Raw genomic sequence first — 14,673 nt, 5'->3', positions numbered from 1 at the left:
CGCGTCTCCAGGGGGTGCAGGGCGGCCGAATCCCGAACCGCTGGACGGCCCTAGCATTTTGGAGCCGCGCTGGGCAACAACCCTTGGTGGATGCGACTCTAAGTGACTCGCCCGTCCCCGCGATCACAGAATCGCGAGCGGCTGCTTCCTCCGCGGCGGGGGGAAGGCGGCGTCGAGCTCAGCCAGATCCTGGCCCGTCAGCAGCAGGTCGCGCGCGGCCGCGTTGGCTCGGACGTGCTCCGGGCGGCTCGCCTTGGGGATGGCGATGACGCCGGGCCGGCGCAGCACGAAGGCCAGTGCCACCTGGGCTGGGGTCGCCCCATGCCGGCCGGCAATCGCCTTCAGCGCGGGCCGGGTCAGCAGCGAGCCGCCCTGCCCGACCGGGGAATAGGCCATGACGGGCATGCCCAGGCCTTCGCAGAACGGCAGCAGGTCGAACTCGACCCCGCGCTCCTCCAGGTTCCACAGCACCTGGTCCGTGGCGCAGGCCGGCAAGGCCGGTCCCAGCTCTTCCAGATCGGCCACATCCAGGTTGGAAGCGCCCCAGCGCGCGATCTTTCCTTGCGCGACGACCCGCTCCATCGCCTCCGCCGTTTCGGCCAGCGGCACCGACCCGCGCCAATGCAGGAGATAGAGGTCGAGCCGTTCGACCCCGAGCCGCTTCAGCGATGCCTCCAACGCCCGTGGCAGCTTCGACCGCGAGGCGTTGTGCGGATAGACCTTGGAGACCAGGAAGACTTCGTCCCGCCGGCCGGCGATGGCCTCGGCCACCACCTCCTCGGCGCCGCCCTCCCCGTACATCTCGGCAGTGTCGATCACGGTCATGCCGAGGTCGAGGCCGAGCCGCAGCGCCGCGGCCTCGGCCTGGCGGTCGCCGCGTTCCCCCATGCGCCAGGTGCCCTGGCCGAGGGCCGGCACGGTTGCCCCGTCGGGGAAGCGGATGGTCTGCGCGACGGTCATGGAACCTCTCTCCCGCTCCGCCTATCTTCGGCGTCATGAAGCGCATCGCCAACGTCCTCGCCGCCCTCGGGATCGCCAGCAGCGGTGCTGCCGTGGCCCAGGCCCCCAATCCCGCCTCCGTCCCGCCGGAGGAGATCGGATCCTGGCGGCTCTCCTGCGTGACGGACCGCATGACCGACCGCGCGGACTGCCAGCTACGCCACCGTGACCCCGTGGAGGCCGCCCAGGGCTCCGGCGCGTCCCTGCTGCTGGAGGTGCAGGACCGCGGCGGCCGCCTGGTGCCCGTGGTCGTCGCCCGCGACCTGACGCTCGACGCGGCGCAGCGCGGTATCCTGGCGCTGACCGGCACGGCACAGCTGCGCTTCCCGCCCAGCCGCTTCTTCGAGATGCCCTGCGGGCTGGAAGGCCGCAGCCTGGTCTGCGCCCCGAAGGCCGAGGACGCCGCCCGTGCGGCCGAGGAACTGCCGGCCGCCTCCTCGGTCCTCGTCCGGGTCGTCGGCTATGGCGCGGGCAGCGCGAGCGGCGAGCCCGTCGAACTGCGCCTCGACCGCACGCGCGACGCGCTGGCCCGCTACCGCGCCCGCGTGCCCGAGGGCAGCGTGCCGCCCGCGCCCTCGGTCGCCAATTCGGTGCCGGAGATGCTGATGCGCCTGCAGCGGCTTTTCGGGAACTGAGGCGCATCCGTTTCACCGTCCCGACCGTAACGCCGGCATGACCGCCGAGGACCTCGCACCCCTGCTCGCCGCCGTCGCGCGCGGCGACCGCGGTGCGTTGCGCGCGGTCTATGAACGGCAATCCGTGCGGCTCTTCGGCGTCGCCAATGCCATCCTGCGTGACCGCGACGCCGCGGCCGACGCGCTGCAGGACGCCTTCCTCAAGGTCTCGCAACGCGCCGCGCAGTTCGATGCGTCGCGCGGCGCGGCCGAGGCCTGGCTCGCCGCCATCGTGCGCCACGCCGCGCTCGACATCGCCCGCGCACGGGGGCGGGAGATCCCGACCGACGATCCCGCGCTCGGCGACCAGGCGGTCGAGCCCGAGGCGCTGGAGCGCGTCGCCGCCAGTGCCGAAGGCCGCCGGCTGCGCGACTGCCTTGCCGCGCTGGAGGCGAAGCACCGCGACGGCATCCTGCTGGCCTTCGTCCATGGCCTGTCCCATGCGCAGGTCGCGGCGAAGCTGGAACTCCCGCTCGGCACGGCGAAGGCCTGGATCCGCCGCGGCCTGCTGCGCCTTCGGGAGTGCCTGGCATGATCCCGGCCGACCCCGAGGCGCGCGACGCGCTCGCCGCGGAATACGTGCTCGGCACGCTGGAAGCGCGCGAGGCCGCGGAGGTCGCGCGCGCGATGGCGACAGACGCCGATCTCGTCGCCGCCGTGGCGCGGTGGGAGGCGCGGCTGGCCCCCTTGCAGCAACTGGCCCCGCCGGAAGCGCCGCCACCCGACCTCTGGTCGCGCATCGAGGGTCAGCTGGAACCACGGCCGGTACGGCGCTTCCGCTGGGACGGCTGGCGCTTCGGCGCCGTCGGCGCGACGGCGGTGGCGGCGGGACTCGTGGCCTTCGTGCTGCTGCGGCCCGCGCCGGTGCCGCAGCTCATGACCGTGCTGCTGACGGACCGCGACGCGCCGGCCTGGCTGGTGCAGGCGGATCGCGGGGAGATCCGGCTCGCCTCGCTCAACACGCGGCCGGCGCCGTCCGACCGCGTGCTGGAGCTCTGGGCGCTGCCGCCGGGTGCGATGGCGCCGACCTCCCTCGGCCTGATCCCGGCGGACGGGCGCATCGCGGTGCGGCCCGCGACGATCCGCCCGCAGCCCGGCATGCTGATCGAGATCACGCTGGAGCCGCCGGGCGGCTCGCCGACCGGACGCCCGACCGGGCCGGTGCAGTTCATCGGCCGACTGGCGCCGGCGACGGGCAGCTGACGTTTTTTCCGCCGAAGGCTGCATCCGGCCGCTTCGGCCGTCCGTAGCGCCTGCAGCGGGGCCGATCGGGGCCTCGCCAGCACGCAGGAGAGACCGGATGTCCAGCACGCTTCGCTTCACCCTCGCCGCCGCCGCGATGATCGCGGCCGCGCAGACCGCCCAGGCCGGCACGCTGCTCGGCCTGACCGCGGACAACACGCTGGTCCGCATCGACACCGAGACGCGCCGCGCCGCGCCGCCGCTGCGCATCACCGGCGCCGATGGCCGCCTGCTCGGCATCGACCAGCGGCCGCAGGACGGCAGGATCTATGGCGTGACGGAGCGCGGGCAGATCGTGACGGTGGATCCCATGACCGGCGCGGCGACGCAGGTTTCGCGGCTGAGCATGCCCTTCGAGAGCGGCGGCCGCGCCGTGGTGGACTTCAACCCCGTCGCCAACCGGCTGCGGCTGATGGGCATGTCCGGCGTGAACCTGCGCGTGAACGTCGAGACCGGCGAGGCGATGCGCGACGGCGACCTGAAGTACCAGCAGGGCAGCCCGCTGGCGGAGACGCGTCCGCGCATCGTTGCCGGCGCCTACACCAACAGCATGGGCGGCGCGCAGGCGACCGCGCTCTATACGCTCGACACGCTGGTCGGCTCGTTCAATCTGCAGGCCCCGCCGAACGACGGCGTGCAGCAGGTCAAGGGGATGGTCGGCATGGCGCTGCCGGCGGGCGCGGCCTTCGACATCCTGGCCGGCGAGGGCGGCGCGAACACCGGCTACGTCCTGGCCGCGGGAACGCTGCACATGGTCAACCTGGAGAACGGCACGCTGACGGCCGCGGGTGCGGTGAGCGGCCTGCCGCAGGCCGAGATCGTGGACATCGCGGCGGTGAGGTAATCCGCGCTTCCTTCCCCGCATAAGCCCTCCCTCGCTCTCCGATTTCCCTCCCCCGCTTGCGGGGGAGGGACGCGCTTGGGCGGGGTCGGTCGCCCCTACGTCCGATAGCTCGGATCGATCCTGTCCAGCTTCCTCAACAGCGCCGGCCATTCCATCACGCCATAGGGCCGCCGCGTCCCCGGCTGGTAGTTGTTCCAGGTCTCCTCGACCACCTTCTCCGGCACCTGCACGATCCTCTGCCCCGTCGCCTGCGCGGCCAGCTGCGCCTTGCAGGACAGCTCCATGCGATGCATCCAGTTGAAGGCCTCGCCGATCGTGCGGCCGACCGTCAGCAGGCCGTGGTTGCGAAGCACCAGCGCGGGATGGTCGCCGAGGTCGTTGACCAGCTTCTCCTGCATCGAGAGGTCCAGCACCACGCCCTCATAGTCGTGGTAGCCGACCTTGGCGAAGCGCATGGACGTCTGGTTCATCGGCAGCAGGCCGCATTCCAGCGACGACACCGCCATCCCCGCCCAGGTATGGGTATGGATGACGCATTTGATCTCGGGCTTGGCCTGGTGGATCGCGCCGTGGATCACGAAGCCCGCGCGGTTGACGCCGTAGTTCAGCCCATCCGGGAAGTCAGGCTTCATCAGCACGTTGCCGTGGACGTCGATCTTCTGCAGGGACGACGCCGTGATCTCCTCGTACAGCATGCCGTAGGAGTTGATGAGGAAGGCGCCCTCCTCCCCCGGCACGGCCAGCGAGACATGGTTCGCACCCATGTCCGACATGCCGTAGATCTCCATCAGCCGGTAGCAGGCCGCGAGGTCGATGCGGGCCTGCCATTCCTCTGGTGTCACGCGCTCGCGGAGCGACGGGATGCGGAAGCGGTCGGCCGCACTGTCGGGCATGGCTTGGTCTCCTTGAACTGCAAGCATGCCCTCTCCCCCGCTGATGGGGGAGAGGGTTCATGGCGTCATTCAGGCGTGGCGCCGGAGGCGCGGACGATGACGCCCCAGCGGTCCACCTCGCGGGCGATGAAGGCGGCGAAGGCGGCGGGACCGTTGCCGACGGGATCGGCCCCCTGCTCGACCATCTGGCGCTCGATCGCGGGATCGCGCAACACGGCGTGCACGTCGTCGGCGATGCGGTTGACGATCTCGGGCGGCGTGCGCGCGGGTGCCACCATGCCGAACCAGGACGAGGCGTCGAACTCGGGATAGCCGAGCTCGACCATCGTCGGCACCGCCGGCAGGGAGCGCGAGCGGGTGTTGGAGGTGACCGCGATGGCGCGGAAGCGGCCGGCGTGGATCTGCTCGATGACCGAGGGGATGGTCGCGAACATGAAGTCCACGCGCCCGGCCAGCATGTCGTTCAGCGCGACGGCGCCGCGATAGGGGACGTGCACCGTCTCAATCCCCGCCATGCGGTCCAGCATGACGCCCGAGAGATGCGAGGACGTCCCGCTGCCGGTCGAGGCGTAGCTGAGCTGCCCCGGCCGCCGCCTGGCTTCCGCGACCAGCGCAGCGACGTCGCGCGCGGGGAAGTCGGGGCGCACGATCAGCACGTTGGGCACGCCGGCGATCAGCGTCACGGGCGCGAAGTCGCGCCGCGGGTCGTAGGGCATCTGGCGATACAGCGACACGTTGACGGCGAGCGGCCCGACCGAGCCGACCAGCAGCGTGTAGCCGTCGGTCGGCGACTTCGCGACGTGGTCGGAGCCGATGTTGCCGCCGGCGCCCGGGCGGTTGTCGATGATGACGGGCTGGCCCCAGCGGCGCTCGAGCTGCGCACCGACCAGGCGGGCGATGATGTCGGTGGTGCCGCCCGCGGTGAAGGCGACGACGAAGCGGACGGGCTTCGCCGGGAAGGCCTGCGCCCCGGCCAGGCCGGGGGCGGCCAGCAGCGGCAGGACCAGGCTGGCTCGGCGGGTCAGGGTCATGGACGTTCTCCCGATCGGGCGGTTCGCCGCCTCGACCAGGCGATATCGCGCGGAAGGCGGGGCGGGGGAAGCCGCCAGCGGAAAAGCTGACCGCTACTCCGTCCTCAATGCCTGGATCGGATCGAGTTGCGCCGCACGCCGTGCCGGCCAGAAGCCGAAGAACAGGCCGGTCAGGCCCGACACGCCGACCGCCAGCGCCACCGCGTCCCACTGCACCAGCACGGGCCAGCCCGCCAGCGACGACATCACATGCGACACGCCGATCCCCGCCGCGACCCCCGCCGCGCCGCCGAGCAGCGCCAGCAGCACCGCCTCCAGCAGGAACTGCCAGAGGATGTCGCGGCGCCTTGCACCCACCGCCAGGCGAAGCCCAATCTCGCGCGTGCGTTCCGTCACGCTGACCAGCATGATGTTCATCACGCCGATCCCGCCGACCAGGAGCGACACCGCGGCGACGGCCGCCAGCAGCACCGACAGCGTGCGCGCTGAGGCGTCCCTGGTTGCCGCGACCTCCGCCATGTTGCGGATCGAGACGGTGTCGGGCTCGTTCGCGGCCACGCGGTGGCGCTGGCGGAACAGCACGCGCAGGTCCTCCTCGACCTGGCGCATGTCCTCGCCGTCGTGCACGCGCACGGCGATCCAGTTGACCGAGCGGAACCAGGTCCGGCTCGCGCCCATGATGGACCGCCGCGCGGTCCAGAACGGGATGAAGACCGCGTCGTCCAGGTCCTGGCCCTGCGCGTTCTGCCCCTTGCGGCCCAGCACGCCGATCACCTCGAAGGGCGTGGTGCGGATGCGGATCTCCTGGCCCAGGGGATCGGCGTCGCCGAACAGCATCTCGGCCACCGTCGCGCCGAGCAGCGCGACCTTCCGTCCGCCCGCCGCTTCTTCCGGCGTGAAGAGCCGGCCGGTCTCCACCGGCCAGTCATGCACGGCGAAGATCGAGATGTCGCTGCCCTGCACGGCCGTCGCCCAGTTCTGGTTGCCGGCGACGACCTGCTGCTGGCTGCGGATGTTGCCCGACGCGGCCTCCACCGCGCCGATCTCCTCCTCGATCGCGCGGGCGTCGTCCCAGGTGAGGTTCTGCCGCTGGCCCGCGCCGAGGCGCACGCCGCCCATGTTGACGCTGCCGCCCCAGACCACGATGACGTTCGCGCCGAGCGCCTGGATTTGCCGCAGCACCTGCTCCCGCGCGCCGGCGCCGACGGCCACGGTGGCGATCACGGCCGCGACGCCGATGAAGATGCCGAGCGCGGTCAGCATCGCCCGCAGCTTGTTCGCCGCCAGCGCGGAGAGCGCGCCGCGCAGCGCCTCCAGCATGTCCATCCCGCCGCGCGTCGCGGGCATCGGCGGCAGGACGCGCCGCACCGGCGTTGCCGGCGCATCAAGCACCCTCGGCTTGACCTCGACATTCATGCCGCAACGTCCAGCATCGTCGCGGCCTGGCGCGGCGCCTGGCGGATGTCGCCGACCAGCCGCCCGTCCCGGAAGCGCAGCACGCGGGATGCGAAGGCCGCGACCTCCGCGTCGTGGGTGACCATCAGCACCGCGACGCCGGCGCGGTTGAGTTCCTGGAACAGCGCCATGATCTCAAGGCCCGTGCGGCTGTCCAGCGCCCCCGTCGGCTCGTCCGCCAGCAGCAGGTCCGGCGCGTTGACCAGCGCGCGCGCGATCGCGACGCGCTGCTGCTGTCCGCCCGACAGCTGCGTCGGGCGGTGGTGCATGCGGTCGGCGAGCCCGACCAGCGTCAGCGATTCCGCCGCGCGATCGCGCCGCGCGCGGCGACCGAGGCCGCGATAGACCATCGGCATCTCGACATTGCCGAGCGCATCCACACGCGGCAGCAGGTTGAAGGACTGGAAGACGAAACCGAGCCGGCGCGAGCGCAGCTCCGCCAGCCGGTCGGCCGACAGCGCCGCGGTGTCCTCGCCCATCAGCCGATAGGTGCCGCGCGTCGCGCGATCCAGGCAGCCGATCAGGTTGAGGAAGGTGGACTTGCCCGAGCCGGACGGGCCCATGGCCGCCACGAAGGCGCCGGGCTCGATGGAGAGCGTCACGTCCTGCAGCGCGGCCACCACGCCCTCGCCGGCGGGATAGAGCCGCGTCAGCCCCTCGGTCTCGATGAGCGCCGGCATCAGAAGGGCCGCGGCCCGCCGGCCGCTGCCCGCGCGGCCGGCTGCGACGCACGTTCCGTGCCGACCACGACGCGCATCCCTTCCTCGAGCCCCGACAGCACCTCGGTCATGGAGCCGTCGGTCAGCCCCGTGCGCACCGCCACCTGCCGCGGCGCCGCGCCGTCCGCGTCCACGATCCAGACATTGCCCGGCGCACCGCGGTCCCGCGCGCCGCTGCGCAGCTCCGCGAGGCGCGCGCGCTGTTCCGGCGTCAGCACGGCGTTGAAGCGCGCGATCAGCCGCTGCCGGGCGGCCTGGGCCTGCTGACGCCGCGCATCGGCATCCGCCGGCAGCGCGGCCATGCGGTCGCGAAGCTCGGCCTGCGCCGCGTTGATCTCGGCGCGCTGCGTCGGCGAGAGGTCCGCCAGTTCCCGCAACGCCTGCTCGATCGGGCCGCCGCCACCGCCGCCACCACCCTGCTGCGGCTGCGCCGCAGCCTCGCCGGCCGGGCGCCAGCGCAGCGCGGCGTTGGGCACGCGGACCGAGTTCTGCCGCTGGTCGGTGATCACGCGCAGCGTCGCGGTCATGCCGGGCAGCATGCGGCCATTGGTGTTCGGCGCCGTCACCACGACGGTGTAGGTCACGACGTTCTGCACGGTCGTCGGCGACAGGCGGATCTCCTTCACCGTGCCGCGCAGATTCACCCCGGGATGCGCGGCGACCGTGAAGCCGACCTCCTGCCCCGGCGCGATGCGGCCGATGTCGCTCTCGTCCACCGTGGCCCAGACCTCCATCTCGTCGAGGCTCGCCGCGATCTGGAACAGGATCGGCGATTGCAGGCTGGCGGCCACGGTCTGGCCGATATCCACGTTGCGCGAGACCACGACGCCGTCGATCGGCGCGCGTATCGTCGCATTGGCCAGGTCCACCTCGACCTGCTGCAGCAGCGCGGCCTTCTGCGCCTGCGCGGCCTCGGCCGCGGTGACCTGGGCCTGGGCGGTGCGCAGCGCCGCCTCGGCGCCGACCAGCCCCGCCTCCTGCTGCGCGATGGCGGCGCGGGCGCCGGAGACATCGGCGCGCATGCGCTCCGCCACGAATTGCGCGCGCGTCAGGTCGCGTTCGGCGTTGACGCCGCGGGTGCGCAATTCCCGCGCGCGGGCCAGTTCCGATTCCGCATCGCGCAGCTGCGCCTCGGCGCTTTCCAGCCGGGCGCGGGCGGCCAGCAGCTGCGCGCGGGCGGAGCCGAGATCGGCCTCCGCCTTCTCCGCGCCGGCGCGCGCCACCAGCACCGCGGCGACGGCGGCTTGCACATCGGCCTGGGCGGCGGCCTGCCGCGCCTCGATCGTGCGGGTGTCCATTCGCGCGACCGGCTGGCCGGCGGTCACGCGGGTGTTGAAGTCGGCGAACAGCTCCCGGATCTGGCCCGAGATCTGGCTGCCCACCTGCACCGACAGCACGGGGTTCACCGTGCCGGTGGCGGCGACGACGGCGGTGACGGGGCCACGATCGGCCTCGGCCGTGCGCAGCCGCGGGCCGTCGGGCGCGCCGGTGGCAAGCCCGGGGATGGCCGGCAGCCAGCCCATGGCCGGCGCACCGGTCCACCAGGCGGCGCCCGCCAGGACCAGGCCGGCGGTCAGGATCACGGGAATTCGGCGCATCGTAGGCCCAATATGGTCCCTTCCATGTAACGCGCGTATGTCGGGACCGCACCAAGTGTTTGAGGGAGGCGGCGATGCGGTTGCTCGTGCTGGGGGCGGGGGCGCTCGGCGGCTATTTCGGCGGGCGGGCGCTGGAGCGCGGCCTGGATGCCACCTTTCTGGTGCGCCCCCGCCGGGCGGAGCAGCTGGCCCGCGACGGGCTCAGGGTGGAAAGCCCGCTCGGCGACATCGCGCGGCCGGTGACGACGACGGACCGCGCCGGCCCCGGCTTCGACGTCGTGCTGCTGACCTGCAAGGCCTATGACCTGGACGACGCCCTGGCCGCGATCCGCGCGGCGGTGGAGGCCGGCGCCGCCGTCCTGCCGATCCTGAACGGCATGGCGCATCTGGATCGGCTGAACGCCGCCTTCGGGCGGGAGCGCGTCTGGGGCGGCCTGGCGAAATGCGCCGCGACGCTGACGAAGGACGGCGTCGTGAAGCACCTCGGCGACTGGCACTGGCTGATCTTCGGCGAGCAGGACGGGCGGATGGACGGCAGGGCCGCCGCGCTGGCCGCCGCGCTCGGCACGTCGAAGGGCCTGGAGGCCGAGGCCGTGCCCGACATCCAGCGCCGCATGTGGGAGAAGCTCGTCCACCTCGGCACGGTGGCCGCCGGCACGGTGCTGATGCGCGCGAATGTGGGCGAGATCGTGCGCGCCGGCGGCCGGGATTTCCTGGTCACCATCCTGGAACGCAATGCCGCGATCGCGGCCGCCAACGGCCATGCCATGACGCCCGCCTTCATGGAGGGATACCGCGCCATGTTCTCCGACCCCGACAGCCCCTACACCGCCTCCATGCTGCGCGACCTCGAATCCGGTGGCCGGACCGAGGCCGAGCACATCCTGGCCTGGCTGGCCGAGGCCGCGCGCCAGGCCGGCGTGGATGACGGGATCCATGCGATGGCGGTGCTGCACGCCCGCGCCTACGACCAGCGCCGCGCGGCCGGAAGGCTGTAGGGCGCCGACCGGTCGGCCGCAGGCGCGCCGGCGCGCTACTCCGGTTGCACCCCGGCGGCGCGCAGGATGCGGGTCTGCTCCTCCACGCTCGTGCGGATCAGCTCCATCACCTTCTCCGGCGTGTCGTAGCCCGCGCGAGGCGCGACGCCGGCGAGGTCCAGCAGCTTCGGCGCGCTCTGCTGGATCGCCTGGCGGAAGGCATCGCCGAGCGAGGCCAGGATCGGCGCCGGCGTGCCGGCGGGCGCCATCACGGGGAAGTATTCCTCCAGGATCACGCGGCCGATCCCGGCTTCCGGCGCGCTCGGCACGTCCGGCAGGGCGGGGCTGCGCTGTTCCGCCAGCACGGCCAGGGCGCGCAGCGTCCCGCCGCGGACCTGGCCGATGGAGGACGCCATGGTCGGCGTGCCGAGCTGCGCCTCGCCCGCCACCAGCGCCGCGACCGACGGCCCGCCGCCGCGATAGTGCACGAGCTCGACGTCAACGCCCGTCAGGGCGCGGAACAGCTCCGCCGCGACATGCACGCCGCTGCCGATGCCGGCGGTGGCCAGGTTGAAGCGGCCCGGATCGGCCTTCAGCAGCGCGACCAGTTCCTGCGCGTTCTGCGCACGGACCTGCCGGTTCACCACCAGCGTGTAGGGCGAGAAGCCCGCCACCGCGATGCCCGCGAAATCCGTTATCGAGTTGTAGGGCACGCGCGCCACGATCGCCGGCACGGTCGGCTGCGAGGAGTTGATCAGCAAGGTGTAGCCGTCCGGTGCGGACCGCGCCGCCGCCTCGGACCCGATGACGCTGCCGGCACCGGCGCGGTTCTCGACCACCACGGGCTGGCCGATGATCTGGCTCAGCGGCTCGGCCACGATGCGCCCGACGATGTCGTTCGATCCGCCCGGCGCGAAGGGAACGATCAGCCGGAGCGGCCGCGTCGGCCGCCAGGGCGCGGCGCCCTGCGCCCGGGCAAGGGAGGGCGCGGCGAGCGCGCCAATGGCCAGGGAAAGGGCGTGGCGGCGGGTGGTCATGCTTGGACTGGCTCCCTAGGCGGCCGCGCTGTCCCCCGAAGGGCGGCGGTGATTGGGAGGCTACCTAACGGCGGTGGGCCGCGCTGGCCAGCCCCGAGTCTGGCCCGATCCGCCCGCCCCCCCTATGTTCCGCCCGGCAAGGACGGGACCTGGCCATGCGCGATCAGAAGCAGACGCAATACACCCCCGTGATGACCCCCGGCGTGACGCCGGAGGAAACGATCTCGGTGGAAAAGCGCACCGTCGGCTGCGACGGCGGAGGCGGCGCGCTCGGCCATCCGCTGGTCTATCTCCGGATCGTCGATCGCCAGGTGACCTGCCCCTATTGCTCGCGCACCTACGTGCTGGCGCCGGGCGCCGGCGACGATCACGGGCACTGAAACCCTCGTGAGCGGCAACGAGGGGGAGAACGGCGCCGGCGGGGTCAAGCCCGTCGCACCGGGCGAGAAGCGGCTGATCCTGGTGGATGGCTCGGGCTACATCTTCCGGGCCTACCACGCCCTGCCGCCGATGACGCGGCCGGACGGGGTTCATGTGAACGCCGTCTACGGCTTCACCCAGATGCTCTCGCAGTTCCTGACGAAGCATGCGGCGTCGCACATCGCCGTCGTCTTCGACACCGCGCGCACGACGTTCAGGAACGAGATCTATCCCGACTACAAGGCCCACCGCCCGGAGCCGCCGCCGGAACTGGTGCCGCAATTCGCGCTGATCCGCGACGCGACCGAGGCGCTCGGCGTCTGCAAGGTCGAGCAGGCGGGCTACGAGGCCGACGACCTGATCGCCTGCTACGCCAGGGCCTTCGTCGCGGATGGCGGGACGGTCGCGATCGTCTCCTCCGACAAGGACCTGATGCAGCTGATCGGCCCGGGGGTCGAGATGCTCGACCCCATCAAGCAGAAGCCGATCCGCGAGCCCGAGGTGCTGGAGAAGTTCGGCGTCACGCCGGACAAGGTGGTGGAGGTCCAGGCGCTCGCCGGCGACGCCACCGACAACGTCCCGGGCGTGCCCGGCATCGGCATCAAGACCGCCGCGCAGCTCATCACGGAGTACGGCGACCTCGAGACGCTGCTGGCCAACACCGACAAGATCAAGCAGCCCAAGCGGCGGGAGGCGCTGGAGCAGAACGCCGAGAAGGCGCGGATCAGCAAGCGCCTGGTCACGCTGGACTGCCACGCGCCGATCCCCGTCCCGGTCGAGAAGCTGGTGGCCAAGCCGCCCGAGCCCGTGACGCTGGAGAAGTTCCTGCGGGAGAACGGCTTCCGCAGCCTGTTGGCGCGCCTGGGCTTCGGCGACGGCGCGGCGCCGATGCGCGGCGTGCGCCCGGCCGCGGTCGCGGCGGAGGCGCCCGTCGCCTCGCCGCAGGATGCGCCCTTCGGACCGTACGAGACCGTCACGACGATGGACGCGCTGCGCCGCTGGATCGCCGCGTCTTGCGAGGCCGGCGTGATCGGCTTCGACACCGAGACCGACAGCCTGGACGCGCTGAAGGCGACGCTGGTGGGCCTGTCCATCGCGGTCGCGCCTGGCAAGGCGTGCTACGTGCCGCTGCGGCACGAGGGCAGCGGCGACCTCATGGGCAACGGGCGCCCCGACCAGCTGGACCCCGACGCGGCGCTCGCCGAGCTGAAGCCGATGCTGGAGGATCCCGCGGTCCTCAAGGTGCTGCACAACGCGAAATACGACCTCGAGGTGCTGTGCCGGCCGGAGAATGGCGGCATCGCCGTCGCCCCGGTGGACGACAGCATGATGATCTCCTACGCCATGGATGCCGGGCGGCATTCGCAGGGCATGGACGAGCTGTCGCAACTGCATCTCGGCCATGCGCCGGTCAGCTATGACAGCGTGACGGGTACGGGACGCGGCCGCATCTCCTTCGCACAGGTGCCGCTGGACAAGGCGACGGCCTACGCCGCCGAGGACGCCGACGTCACGCTGCGGCTCTGGGCGCTGCTGAAGCCGCGGCTGCGGGAGGCGAAGGCGCTGGCGCTCTACGAGCAGGTGGAGCGCCGCATGGTCGGCGTGCTGCGCGACATGGAGCTCCGCGGCATCAAGATCGACGCCGCGGAACTCGCCCGCATCGGCGAGGATTTCTCGCAGAAGCTCGTGATCTACGAACGCCAGTGCCACGACCTCGCGGGCAGGCCGTTCAACGTGGGGTCGCCCAAGCAGCTGGGGGAAATCCTGTTCGACGAGATGAAGCTGAAGGGCGGGAAGAAGGGGAAGACCGGCGCGTATTCAACGGATGCGAGCGTGCTGGAGGAGCTTGCTGCCCAGGGCGTGGAACTCGCGCGCCGCGTGCTGGACTGGCGGCAGATCCAGAAGCTGAAATCCACCTATGTGGACGCGCTCGCGCAGAAGGCTGATGCGCAGGGCCGCGTGCACACGGACTTCGCGATGGCCGTGACCTCCACGGGGCGACTGTCGTCCACCGAGCCGAACCTGCAGAACATCCCGGTCCGCACGGAGGAAGGGGCCCGCATCCGCGCCGCCTTCGTGGCCGAGCCCGGCAACGTCCTGCTCTCCGCGGACTACAGCCAGATCGAGCTGCGCATCCTCGCCCATGTCGCCGACGTGCCGAGCCTGAAGGAGGCCTTCGCGAAGGGCGAGGACATCCACAGCCGCACGGCGGCCGATATCTTCCGCCTCGACCCCGCGAAGGTGGACAAGGAAGCGCGCCGCCGCGCCAAGACGATCAATTTCGGCCTGATCTACGGCATGTCCGCCTTCGGGCTCGCGACGCGCCTCGGCATTCCGCCCGGCGAGGCACGCGCGATCATCGATGCGTATTTCGGCCAGTACCCCGGCGTGCGCGACGCGATGGAGCGGATCAAGGAAGACGCCCGCGCGCGCGGCTACGTGGAGACGCCGTTCGGGCGGAAGATCTGGATCGCCGACATCGCGTCGAAGGATCCCGCCCGCCGCGGCGGCGCCGAGCGCGCCGCCATCAACGCGCCCTTCCAGGGCGGCGCCGCCGAGATCATCAAGCGCGCCATGGTGCGCATCCCGCATGCGCTACGCGACGCGGGCCTGCGCGCGCGCATGCTGCTGCAGGTGCATGACGAGCTGGTCTTCGAGGTGCCGGAAGCCGAGGCCGAGGCGACCGCGACGCTGGTGCGCGAGGTCATGGAGAACGCGGCGACGCTATCGGTGCCGCTGGCAGTGGAAGTGGGCCACGGCAGGTCGTGGGCGGAGGCGCATTGA

The 14,673-nt window shown here is 72.1% G+C and carries 14 protein-coding genes; 7 read left to right on the top strand and 7 right to left on the bottom strand.

Going from position 1 to position 14,673, the window contains the following annotated elements:
* Positions 1-123: 123 nt before the first annotated feature.
* The gene (locus tag ACLF3M_RS17475; RefSeq protein WP_430658241.1) at positions 124-960 is read right to left on the bottom strand and encodes an aldo/keto reductase; all 837 of its coding nucleotides are present in this window, start codon (positions 958-960) and stop codon (positions 124-126) included.
* Between the two features lie 35 nt (positions 961-995).
* Here ACLF3M_RS17475 and ACLF3M_RS17470 point away from each other — a divergent pair, with 35 nt between their 5' ends.
* The 4 genes from ACLF3M_RS17470 (at position 996) to ACLF3M_RS17455 (ending at position 3,759) form a co-directional block, all read left to right on the top strand.
* Positions 996-1,634 (top strand): hypothetical protein, encoded by a 639-nt coding sequence (locus tag ACLF3M_RS17470; protein ID WP_430658240.1) that lies wholly within the window; start codon positions 996-998, stop codon positions 1,632-1,634.
* A gap of 37 nt (positions 1,635-1,671) precedes the next feature.
* Positions 1,672-2,208, top strand: a complete 537-nt coding sequence (locus ACLF3M_RS17465) for a sigma-70 family RNA polymerase sigma factor (protein WP_430658239.1) — start codon at positions 1,672-1,674, stop codon at positions 2,206-2,208.
* Positions 2,205-2,876 carry an anti-sigma factor gene (locus ACLF3M_RS17460; RefSeq protein WP_430658238.1) on the top strand — a complete coding sequence of 224 codons (672 nt, stop codon included), beginning with the start codon at positions 2,205-2,207 and terminating at the stop codon, positions 2,874-2,876. Before ACLF3M_RS17465 ends, ACLF3M_RS17460 begins: the two co-directional genes overlap by 4 nt.
* A gap of 97 nt (positions 2,877-2,973) precedes the next feature.
* Positions 2,974-3,759, top strand: coding sequence for a DUF4394 domain-containing protein (locus ACLF3M_RS17455; protein WP_430658237.1), 786 nt, complete (start codon positions 2,974-2,976; stop codon positions 3,757-3,759).
* 95 nt (positions 3,760-3,854) lie between these two features.
* Here the strand turns inward: ACLF3M_RS17455 and ACLF3M_RS17450 are convergent, their stop codons facing one another.
* The 5 genes from ACLF3M_RS17450 to ACLF3M_RS17430 form a co-directional block, all read right to left on the bottom strand.
* Positions 3,855-4,652 carry a class II aldolase/adducin family protein gene (locus ACLF3M_RS17450; protein WP_430658236.1) on the bottom strand — a complete coding sequence of 266 codons (798 nt, stop codon included), beginning with the start codon at positions 4,650-4,652 and terminating at the stop codon, positions 3,855-3,857.
* A gap of 65 nt (positions 4,653-4,717) precedes the next feature.
* Positions 4,718-5,683, bottom strand: coding sequence for a Bug family tripartite tricarboxylate transporter substrate binding protein (locus ACLF3M_RS17445; protein WP_430658235.1), 966 nt, complete (start codon positions 5,681-5,683; stop codon positions 4,718-4,720).
* A 93-nt stretch (positions 5,684-5,776) separates the two neighbouring features.
* Complete coding sequence (locus ACLF3M_RS17440) at positions 5,777-7,099, bottom strand: ABC transporter permease (RefSeq protein WP_430658234.1); 1,323 nt, start codon at positions 7,097-7,099, stop codon at positions 5,777-5,779.
* Positions 7,096-7,818 carry an ABC transporter ATP-binding protein gene (locus tag ACLF3M_RS17435; protein ID WP_430658233.1) on the bottom strand — a complete coding sequence of 241 codons (723 nt, stop codon included), beginning with the start codon at positions 7,816-7,818 and terminating at the stop codon, positions 7,096-7,098. Before ACLF3M_RS17435 ends, ACLF3M_RS17440 begins: the two co-directional genes overlap by 4 nt.
* A complete protein-coding gene (locus tag ACLF3M_RS17430) occupies positions 7,818-9,455 on the bottom strand; it encodes an efflux RND transporter periplasmic adaptor subunit (protein ID WP_430658232.1) in 1,638 nt (545 codons plus the stop codon). The genes ACLF3M_RS17435 and ACLF3M_RS17430 overlap by 1 nt, the downstream gene beginning before the upstream one ends.
* A gap of 74 nt (positions 9,456-9,529) precedes the next feature.
* Here ACLF3M_RS17430 and ACLF3M_RS17425 point away from each other — a divergent pair, with 74 nt between their 5' ends.
* Positions 9,530-10,453 (top strand): 2-dehydropantoate 2-reductase, encoded by a 924-nt coding sequence (locus tag ACLF3M_RS17425; RefSeq protein WP_430658231.1) that lies wholly within the window; start codon positions 9,530-9,532, stop codon positions 10,451-10,453.
* Positions 10,454-10,488: 35 nt separating this feature from the next.
* Here the strand turns inward: ACLF3M_RS17425 and ACLF3M_RS17420 are convergent, their stop codons facing one another.
* Positions 10,489-11,469: a Bug family tripartite tricarboxylate transporter substrate binding protein gene (locus ACLF3M_RS17420; protein WP_430658230.1), complete on the bottom strand. Its 981-nt coding sequence runs from the start codon at positions 11,467-11,469 to the stop codon at positions 10,489-10,491.
* Between the two features lie 155 nt (positions 11,470-11,624).
* Here ACLF3M_RS17420 and ACLF3M_RS17415 point away from each other — a divergent pair, with 155 nt between their 5' ends.
* Together ACLF3M_RS17415 and polA are read left to right on the top strand one after the other, a co-directional pair.
* A complete protein-coding gene (locus tag ACLF3M_RS17415) occupies positions 11,625-11,849 on the top strand; it encodes a zinc-finger domain-containing protein (protein ID WP_430658229.1) in 225 nt (74 codons plus the stop codon).
* 7 nt (positions 11,850-11,856) lie between these two features.
* Positions 11,857-14,673 (top strand): DNA polymerase I, encoded by a 2,817-nt coding sequence (polA, locus tag ACLF3M_RS17410; protein WP_430658228.1) that lies wholly within the window; start codon positions 11,857-11,859, stop codon positions 14,671-14,673.

This window comes from Falsiroseomonas sp. HW251 (assembly GCF_050563545.1).
Classification (GTDB): domain Bacteria; phylum Pseudomonadota; class Alphaproteobacteria; order Acetobacterales; family Acetobacteraceae; genus Falsiroseomonas.
This window is presented reverse-complemented; position numbering and strand designations above follow the sequence as displayed.